At 67.9% G+C, this 15,619-nt stretch carries 11 protein-coding genes; 4 read left to right on the forward strand and 7 right to left on the reverse strand.

Features of this window, described 5'->3' with window-relative positions:
- Positions 1-50: 50 nt before the first annotated feature.
- The 3 genes from Q7S93_RS18595 to gltB all read right to left on the reverse strand — a co-directional run bounded on the left by Q7S93_RS18595 (position 51) and on the right by gltB (position 8,844).
- Positions 51-2,288 carry a TonB-dependent receptor gene (locus Q7S93_RS18595; RefSeq protein WP_304716289.1) on the reverse strand — a complete coding sequence of 746 codons (2,238 nt, stop codon included), beginning with the start codon at positions 2,286-2,288 and terminating at the stop codon, positions 51-53.
- Between the two features lie 210 nt (positions 2,289-2,498).
- Positions 2,499-3,950 (reverse strand): glutamate synthase subunit beta, encoded by a 1,452-nt coding sequence (locus Q7S93_RS18600; protein ID WP_304716290.1) that lies wholly within the window; start codon positions 3,948-3,950, stop codon positions 2,499-2,501.
- A 22-nt stretch (positions 3,951-3,972) separates the two neighbouring features.
- Entirely contained in the window at positions 3,973-8,844 is a 4,872-nt protein-coding gene (gltB, locus tag Q7S93_RS18605) for a glutamate synthase large subunit (RefSeq protein ID WP_441339434.1), read from the reverse strand.
- Between the two features lie 151 nt (positions 8,845-8,995).
- Between gltB and Q7S93_RS18610 the strand changes: the two genes are divergently transcribed.
- Positions 8,996-9,334, forward strand: a complete 339-nt coding sequence (locus Q7S93_RS18610) for a hypothetical protein (RefSeq protein WP_304716293.1) — start codon at positions 8,996-8,998, stop codon at positions 9,332-9,334.
- Positions 9,335-9,419: 85 nt separating this feature from the next.
- On the opposite strand, the gene Q7S93_RS18615 is transcribed toward Q7S93_RS18610, so the two are convergent.
- From Q7S93_RS18615 to rlmJ, 4 genes are read right to left on the reverse strand one after another with little or no spacing between them, the layout of a single operon-like run.
- Complete coding sequence (locus Q7S93_RS18615) at positions 9,420-9,899, reverse strand: c-type cytochrome (protein ID WP_304716294.1); 480 nt, start codon at positions 9,897-9,899, stop codon at positions 9,420-9,422.
- A gap of 58 nt (positions 9,900-9,957) precedes the next feature.
- Positions 9,958-12,054 carry an AsmA family protein gene (locus Q7S93_RS18620; protein WP_304716297.1) on the reverse strand — a complete coding sequence of 699 codons (2,097 nt, stop codon included), beginning with the start codon at positions 12,052-12,054 and terminating at the stop codon, positions 9,958-9,960.
- A 54-nt stretch (positions 12,055-12,108) separates the two neighbouring features.
- Entirely contained in the window at positions 12,109-12,672 is a 564-nt protein-coding gene (locus Q7S93_RS18625; RefSeq protein ID WP_441339435.1) for a sugar transferase, read from the reverse strand.
- Positions 12,673-12,730: 58 nt separating this feature from the next.
- Positions 12,731-13,558 carry a 23S rRNA (adenine(2030)-N(6))-methyltransferase RlmJ gene (gene rlmJ, locus Q7S93_RS18630; protein WP_304716307.1) on the reverse strand — a complete coding sequence of 276 codons (828 nt, stop codon included), beginning with the start codon at positions 13,556-13,558 and terminating at the stop codon, positions 12,731-12,733.
- Positions 13,559-13,666: 108 nt separating this feature from the next.
- On the opposite strand from rlmJ, the gene Q7S93_RS18635 reads away from it, so the two are divergent.
- From Q7S93_RS18635 to Q7S93_RS19095, 3 genes are all read left to right on the forward strand, one after another.
- Positions 13,667-14,704, forward strand: a complete 1,038-nt coding sequence (locus Q7S93_RS18635) for a DNA topoisomerase IB (protein WP_304716310.1) — start codon at positions 13,667-13,669, stop codon at positions 14,702-14,704.
- Positions 14,705-14,888: 184 nt separating this feature from the next.
- A complete protein-coding gene (locus Q7S93_RS18640) occupies positions 14,889-15,293 on the forward strand; it encodes a DUF4168 domain-containing protein (protein ID WP_304716313.1) in 405 nt (134 codons plus the stop codon).
- A 153-nt stretch (positions 15,294-15,446) separates the two neighbouring features.
- A partial coding sequence (locus tag Q7S93_RS19095; RefSeq protein ID WP_370652225.1) for a glutathione S-transferase N-terminal domain-containing protein occupies positions 15,447-15,619 on the forward strand: 173 nt, incomplete at its 3' end.

Here is a 15,619-nt window from a genome sequence, read left to right on the forward strand (position 1 = left end):
CCCGCAGGCGAACCCGCGGGGCCTTCGTCGAGCGCCCGTTCTGCGTGGGGTCAGAACTTGGCGTTCAGCGTCAGCAGGGCCTGGCGCGCCGGGCCATAGTCGGCATGGTGCACGCCGTTGGTGCGGGCGATGTAGTCCTCGTCCGTCACGTTCTGGACATTGAGCTGGAGGTTCAGGCGCGGATTGATCTGGTAGCTGGCGAAGGCGTCGAAGCGCCAGTATTCCGGCGCATAGACCCCATTGGCGCCGCCGCCGGCCCCGCCCTGGTTCCCACCGAAGCTGTCGGAGACATAGTAGGCGCCGCCGCCCAGGCTGATCGCCTCGGTCACCGCATAGGTCGAGAACAGGCTGAAGCTATGCTCCGGCGTATTGGCCAGGGGATCGCCCACATTGACGTTGTTGTAGGCGCCCTTGACCAGTTCGCTGTCCATATAGGTGTAGCCGCCGAACACTGACCAGGCCGGGGTCACCTGGCCCGTCACGGCGAGTTCAAGGCCGCGGACCTCGGTCTCGCCGGCCTGGGCGTAGACGCCGGACTCGATCTGGATCTGGGCGTTCTCGCGGGTGACCTGGAAGATCGCCGCGGAGGTCGTCAGGCGTTCGCCGAAGAAGGCCCATTTGACGCCGATCTCGGCGGACTTGGTCTCCTCGGGGTCCAGGACGTCGTTGCCGAGATTGCCCGAACCCAAGGCCGGCGCGCTGTTCTGGTCGCCGCCGGAAATCGTCGGCGGGGTCGAGGCGGTGCCGTACGAGATGTAGATGCTGCCGTTGGCCGTCGGCTTGTAGACCAGGCCAGCCTGATAGTTGGTGAAGCTCCAGTCGCCCTCGCTGGACGTGATGGCGGTCGTGGTGACGCTGCGGCCGGTGACGGAATACTGGTCGTGTCGCAGGCCGAGATTCAGCATCCAGCGCTCGCCGAAGGACAGGGTGTCGAAGACATAGATCCCTGCGGTCTTGGAGACGTTCGATGAGACCGGACCCTTGACGATCGTGCCCTCCCACAGATCGGACGGATTGGGCGCATAGACGAGCGTACAGTCGCCCGTGCCCGCGCCGGTGAATCCGGTCGGGCACGGCGAACCGGCGATCGTCGTGACCGTGTAGGAGGCGTTCTCGTTCTTCTCGCGCGAGAGTTCGAGGCCGACATCGTAGCTGTGCTCGATGGCGCCGGTGGTGAAGCGGCCATAGATGTCGGCCACCGCCGCCACCGTGGTCGCCGGGTTCCAGCGGGACTTGAGCCCACGCTTCATCCACCATTCGCCGTTCACGAACTGGGCGTTGCCGCCATCGCCGGGGTTGGTCACCACATAGTCGTTGACCGTCTTGGCGTAGCGGAACACCCCGCGGAAGGTCATGGCCTGGTTGATGTCGTGTTCGCCGGTCAGGGTGGCGATGTCGGCCGTGGTTTCCTGGTAGTCCCGGGCGGTGAGGCCATAGAAGGCGTCCCGCGGGACGTCGAGGACGCCCGTCTCCGTCGGCGTCACGCCCGGCAGCTTGCGCGACAGCGGCACGCCATAGTCGGGCATGTCGTTGCGGGTCAGGTGGTAGTAGCTCAGCGTCATCCGGCTGTCGGTTCCGAGGCCAAGCGCCGCAGCCACCGCCGCGCCCCAGGTGTCGAAGTCCACGGCGTCGCGCTTGGGAACGTCCCCTTGCGCGCCCATCAGGTTCAGCCGCACGGCGCTGGTGTCGCCCAGCACATAGTTGGCGTCGACCGCGCCGCGCAGATAGGAGTCGGTCCCCACGCGCAGGCTGGCGCTGGTCGCCTCGACCAGCTTGGGCTGCTTGCTGGTCAGGTTGATGCTGCCGCCGCCGGAGCCCCGGCCATTATAGGCGGAGTCCGGCCCCTTGATGACCTCGACCTGCTCCAGATTGAAGATGTCGCGAACCTGGCCGCCGCTGTCGCGGATGCCATCGACGAAGACGCTGTTGCCGGAGGCCTGACCCCGGATGAAGGGACGGTCGGCCAGGGGCTGACCGCCCTCGCCCGCGCCGAAGGTGATGCCCGGCGAGGTGCGCAGGATGTCCTGCAGCGATGTGGCGGCGGTCTGTTCGATCACCACCTGCGGAATGACCGTCACGCTGCGCGGCGTGTCGATCAGGTCGGTGGTGAACTTGGGCGAGACCGGCTCAGGCGTCAGATGACCTTCGACCTCGACACCGGCCACCGTGTGGGGGGCGTCCTCGGCCAGGGCGTGAGGCGCCATGGCCAGCCCCGCCAGACCGGCGACGGCCGCCGGCGTCCACGCACGTCGTGAATAGGCGCGTACGCCCGTTGTCCGCTTCAACATTTTCAGGAGCCCCCAAGACTCGGGTGAGATTGCGAGGCATTCCTATGTCCTGGCCACAGTTTTGACAATGCGAATCCTTCGCACATTTGTTGCAATGTTCGGAACACGGTTCGACCAACCGATCCGGGACGGGGCGCGGCCCCCCCCCCCCGCCGGGTCTTTGCGGACAGCGCCGGCGGCCGGACAGGCCGGCCGCCAGCGGTCGCGCGATTAGCGGGGGAGCTTGCTCGCGCCCATCAGATAGGCGTCCACAGCCTGGGCCGCCTGGCGGCCTTCGCGGATCGCCCACACCACCAGGGACTGGCCCCGGCGCATGTCGCCGCAGGCGAAGATGCGGGGTTCGGTGGTGCGATAGTCGTCCACCGAGGCCTTCACATTGCCCCGGGGATCGAGGTCCACCTTGGACTGGTCGACGAAGCCCTCGCGGCGGGGGCTGACAAAGCCCATGGCCAGCAGAACCAGATCGGCCTTCAGCTGGAAGGTGCTGCCTTCGATCTCGCGCATCACCATGCGGCCGTCGTCGCCCTTGACCCACTCCAGGCGGGCGCATTCCAGGGCCTCAATCTTGCCGTCCCTGCCGATGGCCCGCTTGGTGGCCACGGCGAAATCGCGCTCGCAGCCCTCTTCATGGCTCGACGAGGTGCGGAGCTTCAGCGGCCAGTCGGGCCAGGTCATCAGCTTGTTCTCGCGGGCCGGCGGCTGGGGCATGATCTCCAGCTGGGTCACCGAAGCGGCCCCATGGCGGTTCGAGGTGCCGATGCAGTCCGAGCCGGTGTCGCCACCGCCGATGACCACCACATGCTTGCCCTTGGCCGACAGGGTCCCGTTCGGAGCGGCGACCTCTTCGGGATCACCCGCCACGCGGCGGTTCTGCTGGGTGAGGAAGTCCATGGCGAAATGGATGCCCTCCAGCTCGCGGTTCTCGACCTCGAGGTCGCGGGGCTTCTCGGCGCCGCCGGCCATCACCAGCACGTCGTAATCATCCAGCAGACGCTGGACCGAGACATTCACCCCAACCTCGAAATTGGTGCGGAAGATGACGCCTTCGGCCTCCATCTGGCGCACCCGACGATCGATCAGGTGCTTCTCCATCTTGAAGTCCGGAATGCCGTAGCGCATCAGGCCGCCGATCCGGTCGCTCTTCTCGAACACGGTGGGCGCATGGCCGGCCCGGGCCAGCTGCTGGGCGCAGGCCAGGCCCGCGGGGCCAGACCCCACCACGGCGACCCGCTTGCCGGTGCCCCGCGGCGAGGGCTGCGGCGTGATCCAGCCCTCTTCCCAGCCCTTGTCGACGATCTGGCACTCGATCGTCTTGATGGTCACTGGGGTGTCGACGATGTTCAGGGTGCAGGCGGCCTCGCAGGGCGCGGGGCAGACCCGACCGGTGAACTCCGGGAAGTTGTTGGTCGACTGCAGGTTCTCCAGCGCCGCCAACCACTGCTCGCGATAGACGAGGTTGTTGAAGTCCGGGATCTGATTGTTCACCGGACAGCCGTTGTGACAGTACGGAATCCCGCAGTCCATGCAGCGGGCGGCCTGCTTGGTCAGGTCCGGCTGCGCCAGCGGGCGCACGAACTCGTTCCAGGTCTTCAGGCGCGACTCGGGCTTTTCGTAGCCGCGGTCCTGACGTTCGATCTCAAGGAAGCCTGTGGGCTTTCCCATGGCGGTGCTCCGATCTTCGGTCTTATTCGGCGGCGACGGCGGCGGCGGCCTTGCGTTCCTGGGCCAGGTCCAGCAGGGCGCGACGATAGTCGGTCGGCATCACCTTGCGGAAATTGGCCAGCTCGGCGTCCCAGTTGTCCAGGATCATCCGGGCGCGCGCGCTGCCGGTATAGAGCAGGTGGCGCTCGATCAGGATACGCAGCCGTTCGGCGTCATGGGCGAGCACGTCGCCCATGCCGTTGTCGTCCACCGATGGCGACTTCTGCCGCGGCCGCTGGGCCTCCTCGGCGGGATCGACGGCGCTGGCCGGCGCCACGGCCTCCAGCTCGACCATGGCCATGTTGCACAGGGGCGCGAAGCGGTTGTTCGGGTCGTAGACATAGGCGACCCCACCGGACATGCCGGCCGCGAAATTGCGTCCGGTGTCGCCCAGCACCACCACCACGCCGCCGGTCATGTACTCGCAGCCATGGTCGCCCAGGCCTTCGACCACCGCCACGGCGCCGGAGTTGCGGACGGCGAAACGCTCGCCGGCCACGCCTTCGAAATAGGCCTCACCGGCGATGGCTCCATAGAGAACCGTATTGCCGATGATGATGTTCTGGGTCGGCTCCCGCTTGGAGTTGGGCGGCTGGCGCACGATCACGCGGCCCCCGGACAGGCCCTTGCCCACATAGTCGTTGGAATCGCCGATCAGCTCCAGGGTCACGCCCCGGGCCGCGAACGCCCCGAAGCTCTGGCCGCCGGTGCCCCGGAAGGTGAAGGAGATGGTCCCGTCGGGCAGGCCGGCATGGCCGTGCGCCATGGCCACCTCGCCGGAGAGCATCGCGCCCACCGTGCGGTTGATGTTGCGAATTTCGAACTCGGCGCGAACGGCCTCGCCCTTGTCCAGCGCCGGCCGGGCCGCGGCCAGCAGCTGATGGTCCAGGGCCATGGCCAGGCCATGGTCCTGCTGCTCGGTGTTCCACAGCCCCTTGGGATGCTCCATCGGCGCCTGATAGAGCAGCCGCGAGAGATCGACCCCGCGGGCCTTCCAGTGATCCACCGCCGGCGCAGCGTCGAGCAGGTCCACCCGGCCGACCATCTCGTTGATCGTCCGGAGGCCCAGCAGGGCCATGATCTCGCGCAGCTCTTCGGCCACGAAGAAGAAGTAGTTGATCACGTGCTCGGGCTGGCCGTTGAAGCGGGCCCGCAGGACGGGATCCTGGGTGGCCACCCCCACGGGGCAGGTGTTCAGGTGGCACTTGCGCATCATGATGCAGCCGGCCGCGATCAGCGGCGCGGTGGCGAAGCCGAACTCCTCGGCGCCCAGCAGGGCCCCGATGGCCACGTCCCGGCCGGTGCGCAGGCCGCCATCGACCTGGACAGCGATGCGCGAGCGCAGGCCGTTCAGCAGCAGGGTCTGCTGGGTCTCGGCCAGGCCGATCTCCCAGGGCGATCCTGCATGGGTCAAGGAGGTCAGCGGCGAGGCGCCGGTGCCGCCTTCGAAACCGGAAATGGTCACATGGTCGGCCCGGGCCTTGGAAACCCCGGCCGCGACCGTGCCCACGCCGACTTCCGAGACCAGCTTCACGGAGATGCGGGCCTTGGGATTGACGTTCTTCAGGTCGTGGATCAGCTGGGCCAGATCCTCGATCGAATAGATGTCATGGTGCGGCGGCGGGCTGATCAGGCCTACCCCCGGGGTCGAATGGCGCACCTTGGCGATGGCCTTGTCGACCTTGTGGCCGGGCAGCTGACCGCCCTCCCCGGGCTTGGCGCCCTGGGCCATCTTGATCTGGATGTCGTCGGCGTTGACCAGATACTCCGCCGTGACCCCGAAGCGGCCCGAGGCCACCTGCTTGATCTTGGAGCGCATGGAGTCGCCGTTGGGCAGGGGCGTGAAGCGATCAGGCTCCTCGCCGCCCTCCCCGGTGTTGGACCGGGCGCCGATGCGGTTCATCGCCATGGCGAGCGTGGTGTGCGCCTCGCGGCTGATGGAGCCGAAGCTCATGGCGCCGGTGGAGAAGCGCTTGACGATCTCGCTGGCCGGTTCGACCTCGTCGATCGGGATCGCCTTGTCGGCCAGCTTGAGGCGCATCAGGCCGCGGATGGTCAGCAGCCGCTCGCTCTGTTCATTGATGCTGGCGGCGAAGGCCTTGTACTCGTCAGGCAGGTTGCCGCGCACGGCGTGCTGCAGCCGGGCCACCGAATCCGGCGTCCAGGCGTGGGCCTCGCCCCGCAGGCGGTAGGCGTAGGAGCCGCCGACATCGAGCATGTGGCGGTAGATCGGGTTATCGCCATAGGCGTCGCGGTGGCGACGCACAGCTTCTTCGGCGATCTCGCCCAGGCCGACGCCCTCGATGGTCGAGGCGGTGCCGGTGAAGTACTTCTCGATCAGTTCGGAATTCAGGCCGACGGCGTCGAAGATCTGGGCGCCGCAATAGGACTGGTAGGTCGAGATGCCCATCTTGGACATGACCTTCAAGATGCCCTTGCCGACAGCCTTGATGTAGTTCTTCCGCGCCACCTTGGCCGAAATGTCGAGCTTGTTCTGCACGCGCAGCTGCTCGATCGTCTCGAAGGCCAGATAGGGATTCACCGCCTCTGCGCCATAGCCGGCCAGGACGCAGAAGTGGTGCACCTCGCGGGCCTCGCCGGTCTCGATGACGAGGCCGGTCTGCATGCGCAGCCCCTGGCGGATCAGGTGGTGGTGGACGGCCGCGGTGGCCAGCGCGGCGGGGATCGGAATGCGGTCGGCGCTGACGGCCCGATCCGACAGGATCAGGATGTTCATGCCGGCCAGCACCTCGTCGGTGGCCTCGCGGCATAGGCGCTCCAGCGCCCGCTCGAGGCCGCCGGCCCCTTCGTCGGCCGCCCAGGTGGCGTCCAGGGTGGCCGTTCGGAAGGCGCCGTCCAGCAGCTCGTTGATCGAGCGAATCTTGGCCAGGGCCGCGTTGGTGAGGATCGGCTGGGCGACTTCCAGGCGCTTGTGCGAGCCGGCCTGTCGGCCGAGCAGGTTCGGCCGCGGCCCGATCATCGACACCAGGCTCATGACCAGCTCCTCGCGGATCGGATCGATCGGCGGGTTGGTGACCTGGGCGAAGTTCTGCTTGAAGTACTCGTAGATCAGCTTCGAACGCTGGGAGAGCACGGCGATGGGCGTGTCGACGCCCATGGAGCCGATCGGGTCGTCCCCCAGGCGGGCCATGGGTTCGAGGAAGAACTGCTGGTCTTCCTGGGTGTAGCCGAAGGCCTGCTGGCGATCGAGCAGGGCCGGATCGTCGGCCAGGACGGGCTCGGCCTCGTCGGCCTCGTCGAGATCTTCCAGCTTGAACTGGGTCTCGGCCAGCCACTCCTCATAGGGCTTGGCGCTGGCGAGCGAGGCCTTGATCTCCTCGTCCTCGATGATGCGCCCCTCCTCCATGTCGATGAGGAGCATCTTGCCCGGCTGCAGCCGCCACTTGCGGACGATGCGCTCGTCCTCCACGGGCAGCACGCCGACCTCCGAGGCCATGATCACATGGTCCTGGTCGGTGATGACGAAGCGGGCAGGACGCAGGCCGTTGCGGTCCAGGGTGGCGCCGATCTGGCGGCCATCGGTGAAGGCCACGGCGGCCGGGCCGTCCCACGGCTCCATCAGGGCCGCGTGGTACTCGTAGAAAGCCTTGCGCTTGGAATCCATCAGCGGGTTGCCGGCCCAGGCTTCCGGGATCAGCATCATCACTGCATGGGACAGCGAGTAGCCGCCGGCGATCAGCAGCTCCAGCGCATTGTCCAGGCAGGCGGTGTCCGACTGACCGTGCGGGATCAGCGGCCACATCTTGTCGAGGTCGGCGCCCAGCAGGTCGGATTCCATGCCGCGACGGCGGGCGTTCATCCAGTTCACATTGCCGCGGACGGTGTTGATCTCACCGTTGTGGGCCATGAACCGGTAGGGGTGGGCCAGTCGCCAGGACGGGAAGGTGTTGGTTGAGAACCGCTGGTGGACCAGGGCCAGGGCGGATTCCGCCAGGGGATTGGCCAGGTCTTCGTAGAAGGTCCCCACCTGTCCGGCCAGCAGCAGCCCCTTATAGACCACGGTGCGGGTCGACAGGGACGGCAGATAGAGGTCCTTCAGGCCCGGCAGGCCCTTCTTCTCCGCCAGCTGGGCGATGGGATTCTGGACCTGCTTGCGCACGGCCAGCAGCTTCCGCTCATGGGCGTCCTGGTCCTTGATGGTCGGGCCACGGCCGATGAAGGCCTGGCGGATCACCGGCATGGCGTCGAGCACGGCCTGGCCGATGCCGTCCAGGTTCACCGGCACGTCGCGCCAGCCGAGGACCGGCTGCTTCTCGACCTTCATGAAGTGTTCGAACTGGGCGACGGCGACCTCGCGGGCCTCCTCGTCGGCCGGCAGGAAGCACATGGCCACGGCGTATTCGCCGGCTGGCGGCAGATCGACGCCGTTGTCCTTGGCCCATGCGCGATAGAGCGCGTCGGGAATCTGAATCAGAATCCCGGCGCCGTCGCCGACCAGCGGGTCGGCCCCCACCGCGCCGCGGTGGTCCAGATTGACCAGAATCTGCAGACCCGCCTGCACGACCTCATGCGATTTGCGGCCCTTGATATTGGCTACAAACCCAACGCCGCATGAATCATGCTCGTTACGCGGATCATACAATCCCTGCCGCTCTGGCGCCCCCATATGGACTCCCTTCCACTTGCTACGGGCGTGCGTACACGCGGCCCCGAGGGGCCGTTCGGACGCACGTTTGAACCGCGCATTTACCCGGCAAGAACATCCCTTGTCGATGGGGCAGAAGGGGCTGAATTGAAATGATCTTCCAATTTGCGGCTTCCAAAGGCGCGAGTTCGCCTTTGGACGACCCATCAGGCTGGATTGCGGCCACTTTTCTGGCGGTTCTGACGGCATGCGGCGGGGCGATCACGATCTAGCCCACATCGGTCTCGAAGGCCCATCGACACGCTGGTGCGCCGCACACCTTGCAATTCATCTGCGGATGCGATTGGAGACCGGCGCGTTACTGCGCTATTTTCCCGCCACCGGATTCGAGGAGAGCCTGATGACCGACCAGATCGAACGGCCCTGGGCCCTGATGCGCCATCATGCCGGATGGGCCGATGTCTTCCACATCGAGAAGGAAGCGGGTGACTCCGTGACGGGCTTCTATCCCGACCGTGAAACGGTCGGTCCGCCCGTCAGCTATTCCGTGCGCGCCGTCCTGGCCCGCTTCCCGACCATGGAGGCCGCCCGCGCCGCCCGCGAGGGCGCGGTGGCCGAGTGGCGCAAACACGATGCCGGCGTGCAGGAGGCTGAACAGCAGCTCCGCGCCGCCGAGAAGGCCCGCGAGGACGCCTGGCTGGGCTGCCTGCGCGAGGCCGCCGACCGCTCGGTGGGCTAAAGCCTGAGGCCCGTTCGAAACGAAAAGACCCCGTCGCCTTCAGGCGGCGGGGTTTTCTCTTGGGCGATCGGCCGCGCGCCGGAGGCTAGTCCTCTTCGCGGTACTTGGTGTGGCAGGCCTTGCAGGCCGCGCCGACCTGGGTCGCCTGCCTGCGAGTCGCCGCAACGTCGCCTTCGGCGGCCAGGGCGGCGAGCCGATCCGTCTGAACCCGCAGATTGGCTGCGGCGTCAGCAAAGCCCGCGGCGTCGCTCCAGACCTCTGCCCGGGCTGCGGTCTTGGCGCCGGACTCCACGCCACTGCCCCTAGGGAACCAGGTGGGGACCTGTCCGGCATGGGTTTCCAGCCGGGTGGCGGCGGTCGCGACGGCGGCCATGTCCGGCTTGCCGCGCTTCAGTTCGTCATTGACCGCCTTGAAGCTGGCCCCGATCTGCTTGAACCCCGCCTGGCGGGCGCCGACAGCCTTTTCGGCCGCGCCGCCCTGCGCCACGGCCGCCCCCGACACGGCTACGCTGGCGCACAGCACCAGGCCCAGGACCAAACCTCGCCGGGCGTTTCGAAACATCATCTGGTCATTCCCCGACCGTTTACTCTGAGCCGACATTGAGGGGCAGGGCCGGGCGGCGTCAATTGGCGGGCGCGCCGCGGCGCTGGGCCTCGGCGATCAGGGCGCCACAGGCGGCGTCCTCCCCCAGGCCCGGATCGACGAAGGGCAGCAGCGCCGCCAGCGGCGCGGCGACGGCGGCCAGGGCCAGGGCGATCCCTCCTTGGGCGATGGCGCCGCCGGCCTCAACCCCGACCCTGGGCGACAGCATCGGCCCGCTGACCGTCACCGGCGCCAGCAGGCGAACCAGACGGGGCTCCTTGGCCTCGCCATCCAGGCGCAGGTCGAGGCGCTCGCGCCCCAGATCGATCTCCCCCTCCCCGCGGCCGATTACGGGTTCGGTGTCGAAGACGATCTGGTTGGACCTGAGCACCCCATCGCGGGCGCGGAAGTGGGCGACGGCGCACCGGACCGGCGTACGGCTTTGATCGTCCGTGAGCAGGAGGCCGAGGCCTCGGGTCACATTGATGCCGATCAGCTCGGCGAAGGCTTCGCGGATCTCGCCCTGCGGGACCACCAACAGCACCTCCCCATCGGCGTCGGCCATGGTCCGGTGGACCGAGGCGCCAGCCCCCCGCAGCTTGACCCGGCCGACCAGATCGCCGCTCACCGGCGCGATCCCGCCTTCGCCAACGGGCAGCAGTTGCTCCAGGCGCGCGCCGCTGAGGCGCATGTCCAGTTCCGTCACCGGCGTGGCGTTGCGGGCGTCGAGCTTGATCTGGCCAGCAAAGGTCCCCTGCGGCAAGGAGAACACCACCTCATCGGCGTCCAGCACCCCGTCCTTCAGGGTCAGATGCAACCGCGCGCCGCGCAGGGGCAGGTGCGGCGCCTCGATCGCGGCGGCGCGATAGGTCAGCTCCGCGTCCATGGCGCGGATGCGTTCGACCTGAAGGGTGGAGTCCGGGAAAATGCGTTGTTCGGCGCGAAGCTGCCGAGCCACGGCAAGCTGACGTTCGGACACCGCCTCCCCCTCCGCCGTCGATGGGGCGCCGCCGAACACGGTGGCGAGGTCGTCGAAGTCCAACAACTTGGAGCGTAGATCGGCTGAGAGGAAGGGACGCTCGCCGCTCACGTCCACGCGAATGTCCCCGGCCAGGTCGCTGTCGCCGAGCCGACCGCCCAGGCCATCCAGCTGATACACCTGCCCCTCGCGCACCAGACGTCCTGACAGGCGATAGGGCGGCGTATTGGGCAGGGCCAGGCCCGTCAGGCCATAGAGGTCGGAAAGGTCCGGCCCCTCGGCCGTGAGGTCGAGACCAAACCGCCCAAGGTCGAACGGCTCCGGCAGGGCGCCCTTGGCGGTCACGTGGGTCGCGCCAGCCCGGATATCGACATTGAAGGGATAGGGCTCGCCGGGATCGATATTGATCAAGGGGCCGCCAGCGACCCGCAATCGAAAGGCCTCGCTGTTCAGTTCGCCATCGCCGGCCAGGCGGAATCCGCCATCGCCGCCGCGAATCTCGCGGGCCGCCACCTCGCCCGAAAACCGGATGCCCCGCTGCTCGTCGACCATCTCGATCTGGCCGTCTTCGATGATGAAGCGACGGATGGCCGGCAGGTCCAGGGGCTCGCTCTCTCGCCCATCGTCCTTGGAAAAGTCCCAGGTCGTCCGGCCCTCGGCGTCGCGCCGCAGGCGGACCACGGGCCGCGTGGCCTCCAGGCGGCTGAGGATGGTGCGCCCCCGGAAAAGCGGCAGAATCTCCATCTGGATGGTCAGGCGCTCGATCTCGATGGTCTTGCCGTCGCCGGCCCATTCGGGATCGCCAATGCTCAGGCCGTTGATCGTCGCCGTGGGCTTGAGCGACCAGGGCTTGGCCTCCAGATCGCCAGCCAGGACCACCTCCCGTCCCGTCCGCGCCGAGGCGAAGGCGCCGATGGGACCCCGCAGCATGTTCCAGTCAAACAGCAGCAGGAAGAGCACCATGACGACAACCAGCCCGCCGATCACCCCGCCAAAGATGGCCAGACCGCGCTTCTGGCCCTGACGCGCCTCAGGTGTGGAGTGACGTTGGCGGACATCGACGGCCCAGGCGCGAAGCGCCGTCGCCCGGGCGGCGCCCCGCTCACGGAGCCGGGTCAGACGGGGGCCGATGGGATTGTTGCGGTTCGGACGGGGCAAGGGGGAGGCTCCAGTGGCGTCAGCACCAACGCGCCAGAGCCCTTTCCGTGTCCGTCAGTGGGAAACCCCCTTGGCTGCAACCGCGGCGCGCAGGGTGATCAGGATGATCCTGATATCGAGAAGCAGGCTTCGTCGGGCCATGTAGTCGGCGTCGAACCGCACCTTTTCGGCGACGGGCAGGTCATCGCGGCCATTGATCTGCGCCCATCCCGTGACGCCGGGCCTTAGGCGATGCACGCCGGCCTCCGTGCGCAGGGCCACCAGATCGTCCTGGTTGAACAGGGCCGGGCGCGGCCCCACCAGGCTCATCTGGCCGACCAGCACACTCCAGAGCTGGGGGAACTCGTCCAGGCTGGTGCGCCGCAACAGGCGCCCGAGCGGCGTGATCCACTGCTGGGGGTCCTCCAGCAGGTGCGTGGCGACGTCCGGCGCATCGATCCGCATGCTGCGGAACTTGGGCATCAGGAAGATGGCGTTGTTCCGACCCACCCGCCGCGACCAGTGGATCGCCGGGCCCGGCGAATCCAGCCGCACCGCCAAGGCGATGATCAGCAGGACGGGCCACAGGACCATAAGCCCCGCCAGCGCCGCCGTGATGTCGAAGAGCCTCTTGATCACGCCGTCCCCTGTGAATCGAGACTGACCCATAGGCCCGCGGCCACGCAGATTCCAGGCCTCAGCCGATGGGCCAGACCCGGGCCTGGCCGCCGGCTTCACCTGAGGTCACCCAGTCGGCTGCGGCCTGCAGCTGTGGCTCCAGGCCGGCCGGCGCCTGGATCAGCACCAGGGCGCAGCCGTTCATCTTCATGGGGTCGCCGAGGGGGCGCATCCTGGCTTCCACCACCAGACACGGGGCGGGCTCGCAGGCGTCCTCCAGGTCCCGCAGGAAGGCGTCGAAGGTCTCCAGGTCCTTCAGCGGCAGCCAGATCAGGAAAATCGTCTTGGGCGCCCGGGCCAGCACGTCGCCGGCCACGGTGGCGATCCGTTCGTAGTCGTCCGCCTTCTCGAAGGGCGGGTCGATCAGGATCAGGTGGCGCACCTTGGCGTCCACCGCCAGCGGGGCCTCGGCGAAGCCGTCGGCGCAAACCGTCCGCACCCCTGGCCGGCCGCCCACCGTCTCGGCCAGCCTTGCGTGCTCCTGGGGCTGCATCTCGCAGGCCAGATAGGTGTCGCCGGGCCGCAGGGCTCGGGCGATCAACCAGGGCGAGCCGGGATAGAGCCAGGGCTCGTCCGCGCCATCATTGGCCGCCGTGACGGCCTGGGCCAGATCATCGAGCGCGCCGGGCCGGTCGGTCGCGGCCATCATCCGCATGACGCCTGCCTGCGCCTCGCCCGACCGCTGGGCCTGGGGACCGCGCAGGTCATAGAGGCCAGACCCCGCATGGGTGTCGATGATCCGCAGCGGCGCCTTGTCGGCCTGCAACGCGTCGAGCAGTTGCAGCAGGGCGGCGTGCTTGACCAGGTCGGCGAAGTTTCCGGCGTGGAAGGCGTGGCGGTAGTTCAAGGCGACCTCGGCGGAGGGACTCGGGGGAGGGAGAAGGAACTGGCGGCTCTCCTAGCACGTTGCTCGCCGGCTCCGGACCTGCCGGCGCCCAGGCTTTGAAGACCGGCCATGCCCAAAGACGTCGCCCAACCGCCCGAGCGCCTCGAGTTCGGCCTGATCTATGTGAACGCCGACGATCCCGGCATCGCCCGGAAGGCAAGCCCCAAGGGCTTCACCTATGTGGACGCCAAGGACGAGCGCATCACCGACAAGTCCACCCTAACCCGGATCGAGGCCCTGGTGATCCCGCCGGCCTGGACCGAGGTCTGGATCTGCGCAAGTCCCCGGGGGCACATCCAGGCGGTGGGGCGCGACCAGAAGGGCCGGCGGCAGTATCGCTATCACGACAAGTGGCGCGTGGCCCGGGACCTGGCCAAGTTCGAGCGGCTGACCGCCTTTGGCCGCGCCCTGCCCCGGCTGCGCCGCCGGGTGGAGGCCGATCTCGGCCGGCGCGGCCTGCCCCGGGAAAAAGTGCTGGCCGCCGTCGTGCGCCTGCTGGAGACCACACTGATCCGGGTGGGGAACGACGAATACGCCCGGACCAACAAGAGCTATGGCCTGACCACCCTGCGCAACCGCCACGCCACCATCAACAGCCGCGGCGCGGTGTTCAGCTTCCGGGGCAAGAGCGGCAAGGATCATCGGACGGGCTTTCAGGACCGCCGCCTCGCCCGGGTGGTCAAGTCCTGCCAGGACCTGCCGGGCCAGCGTCTGTTCCAATATGTGGATGAGGACGGCGTGCGACACGCCGTGGAGTCGGCCGACGTGAACGCCTATCTGCGGGAGGCGACCGGCCTGGACATCTCGGCCAAGGACTTCCGCACCTGGGCCGCGACGGTCTCGGCCGCCCGCGCCCTGGCCGGCGACGCGCCGGGCTCGGCCACGGCCAGCAAAAGGACCGTGGCGGTGTGCGTGAAAGCCGTCGCCCAACTCCTGGGCAACACCCCAGCCGTCTGCCGCAAGGCCTACATCCACCCCTGGGTGATCGAAGCCTTCGAGGCCGGAACCCTGCCGATCAGGGCGACGGGCGACAGCCGAAAGTTCGAGCTGGGGGTGATCAAGTTTCTGGAAGCCGCGCCGGGGGCGGAAAGAGTGGGCGCAACATAGTTCGATTGCCGAAGCTTGCCCGACTAGGCTTCACCGAGCCTTCCCGCTCAATCTGGGACATTTCGCGCTCGCACCGCCACTTCATCGCCAAATTACTTCGGCATAAGAAGTTCTTCGCTCCCTTCGGCGAAGTCGCGCCTCCGCAGGGCTTCGCCGAGATGACGATTCAAGGAAGGACTCCGACATGCGCAATCGCCTCCCCGCCCTCGCCGCAGGCGCCGCCCTCGCCCTGGGGGTCTCCGGCCTCGCCCACGCCCAGGACGCCGGCGCCCCCGCCGCCACCGAACAGGTCCCCTCGGCCGCCGCCGCCAACATCACCGACGAACAGGTCAACAGCTTCGCCCTGGCCATGAATGAGGTCAGCAGCCTCAATCAGAAGTTCAGCAGCCAGCTTGCGGCCGCTCCCGATGACGCGGCCCGCACCCAGATTCAGCAGCAGGCGGCGACTGAGATGACCCAGGCGGTCGAAACGAGCGGCATCTCGCCCACCGAATACCACCAGATCGCCCAGGCGGCGCAGGCTGACGCCGAACTCCGCGCCCGCATCGGCCAGGCCATGCAGGACAACGGCATCGCGCCGGCGAACTAATCCTGCCCCCGACTTCTGCCGCAGACGGCCGCCGGCATCCTCGTCGGCGGCCGTCTTGTTGCGCCGAGTGAGGACAACCGGGTGGCGGATGCGTCAAGCATACGGCAGGGTGGGCGATCATCCTTGTTTCCCTGCCGCCGTGAGGACCCCCAGATGTCGCTGACGCTCTATTCCGGAGACCTGAGCCCCTATTCCGCGCGTGTCCGGATGCAGATCTACGCCAAGGGCATCACCGACATCGAAATCGCCCGTCCGGCCACCTTCGGCACACCGCAGTTCCGCAAGGACTATCCCATCGGCCGCATTCCGGTGCTGGAGGGGGACGG

The organism is Phenylobacterium sp., from assembly GCF_030646615.1.
Taxonomy (GTDB): Bacteria; Pseudomonadota; Alphaproteobacteria; order Caulobacterales; family Caulobacteraceae; genus Phenylobacterium.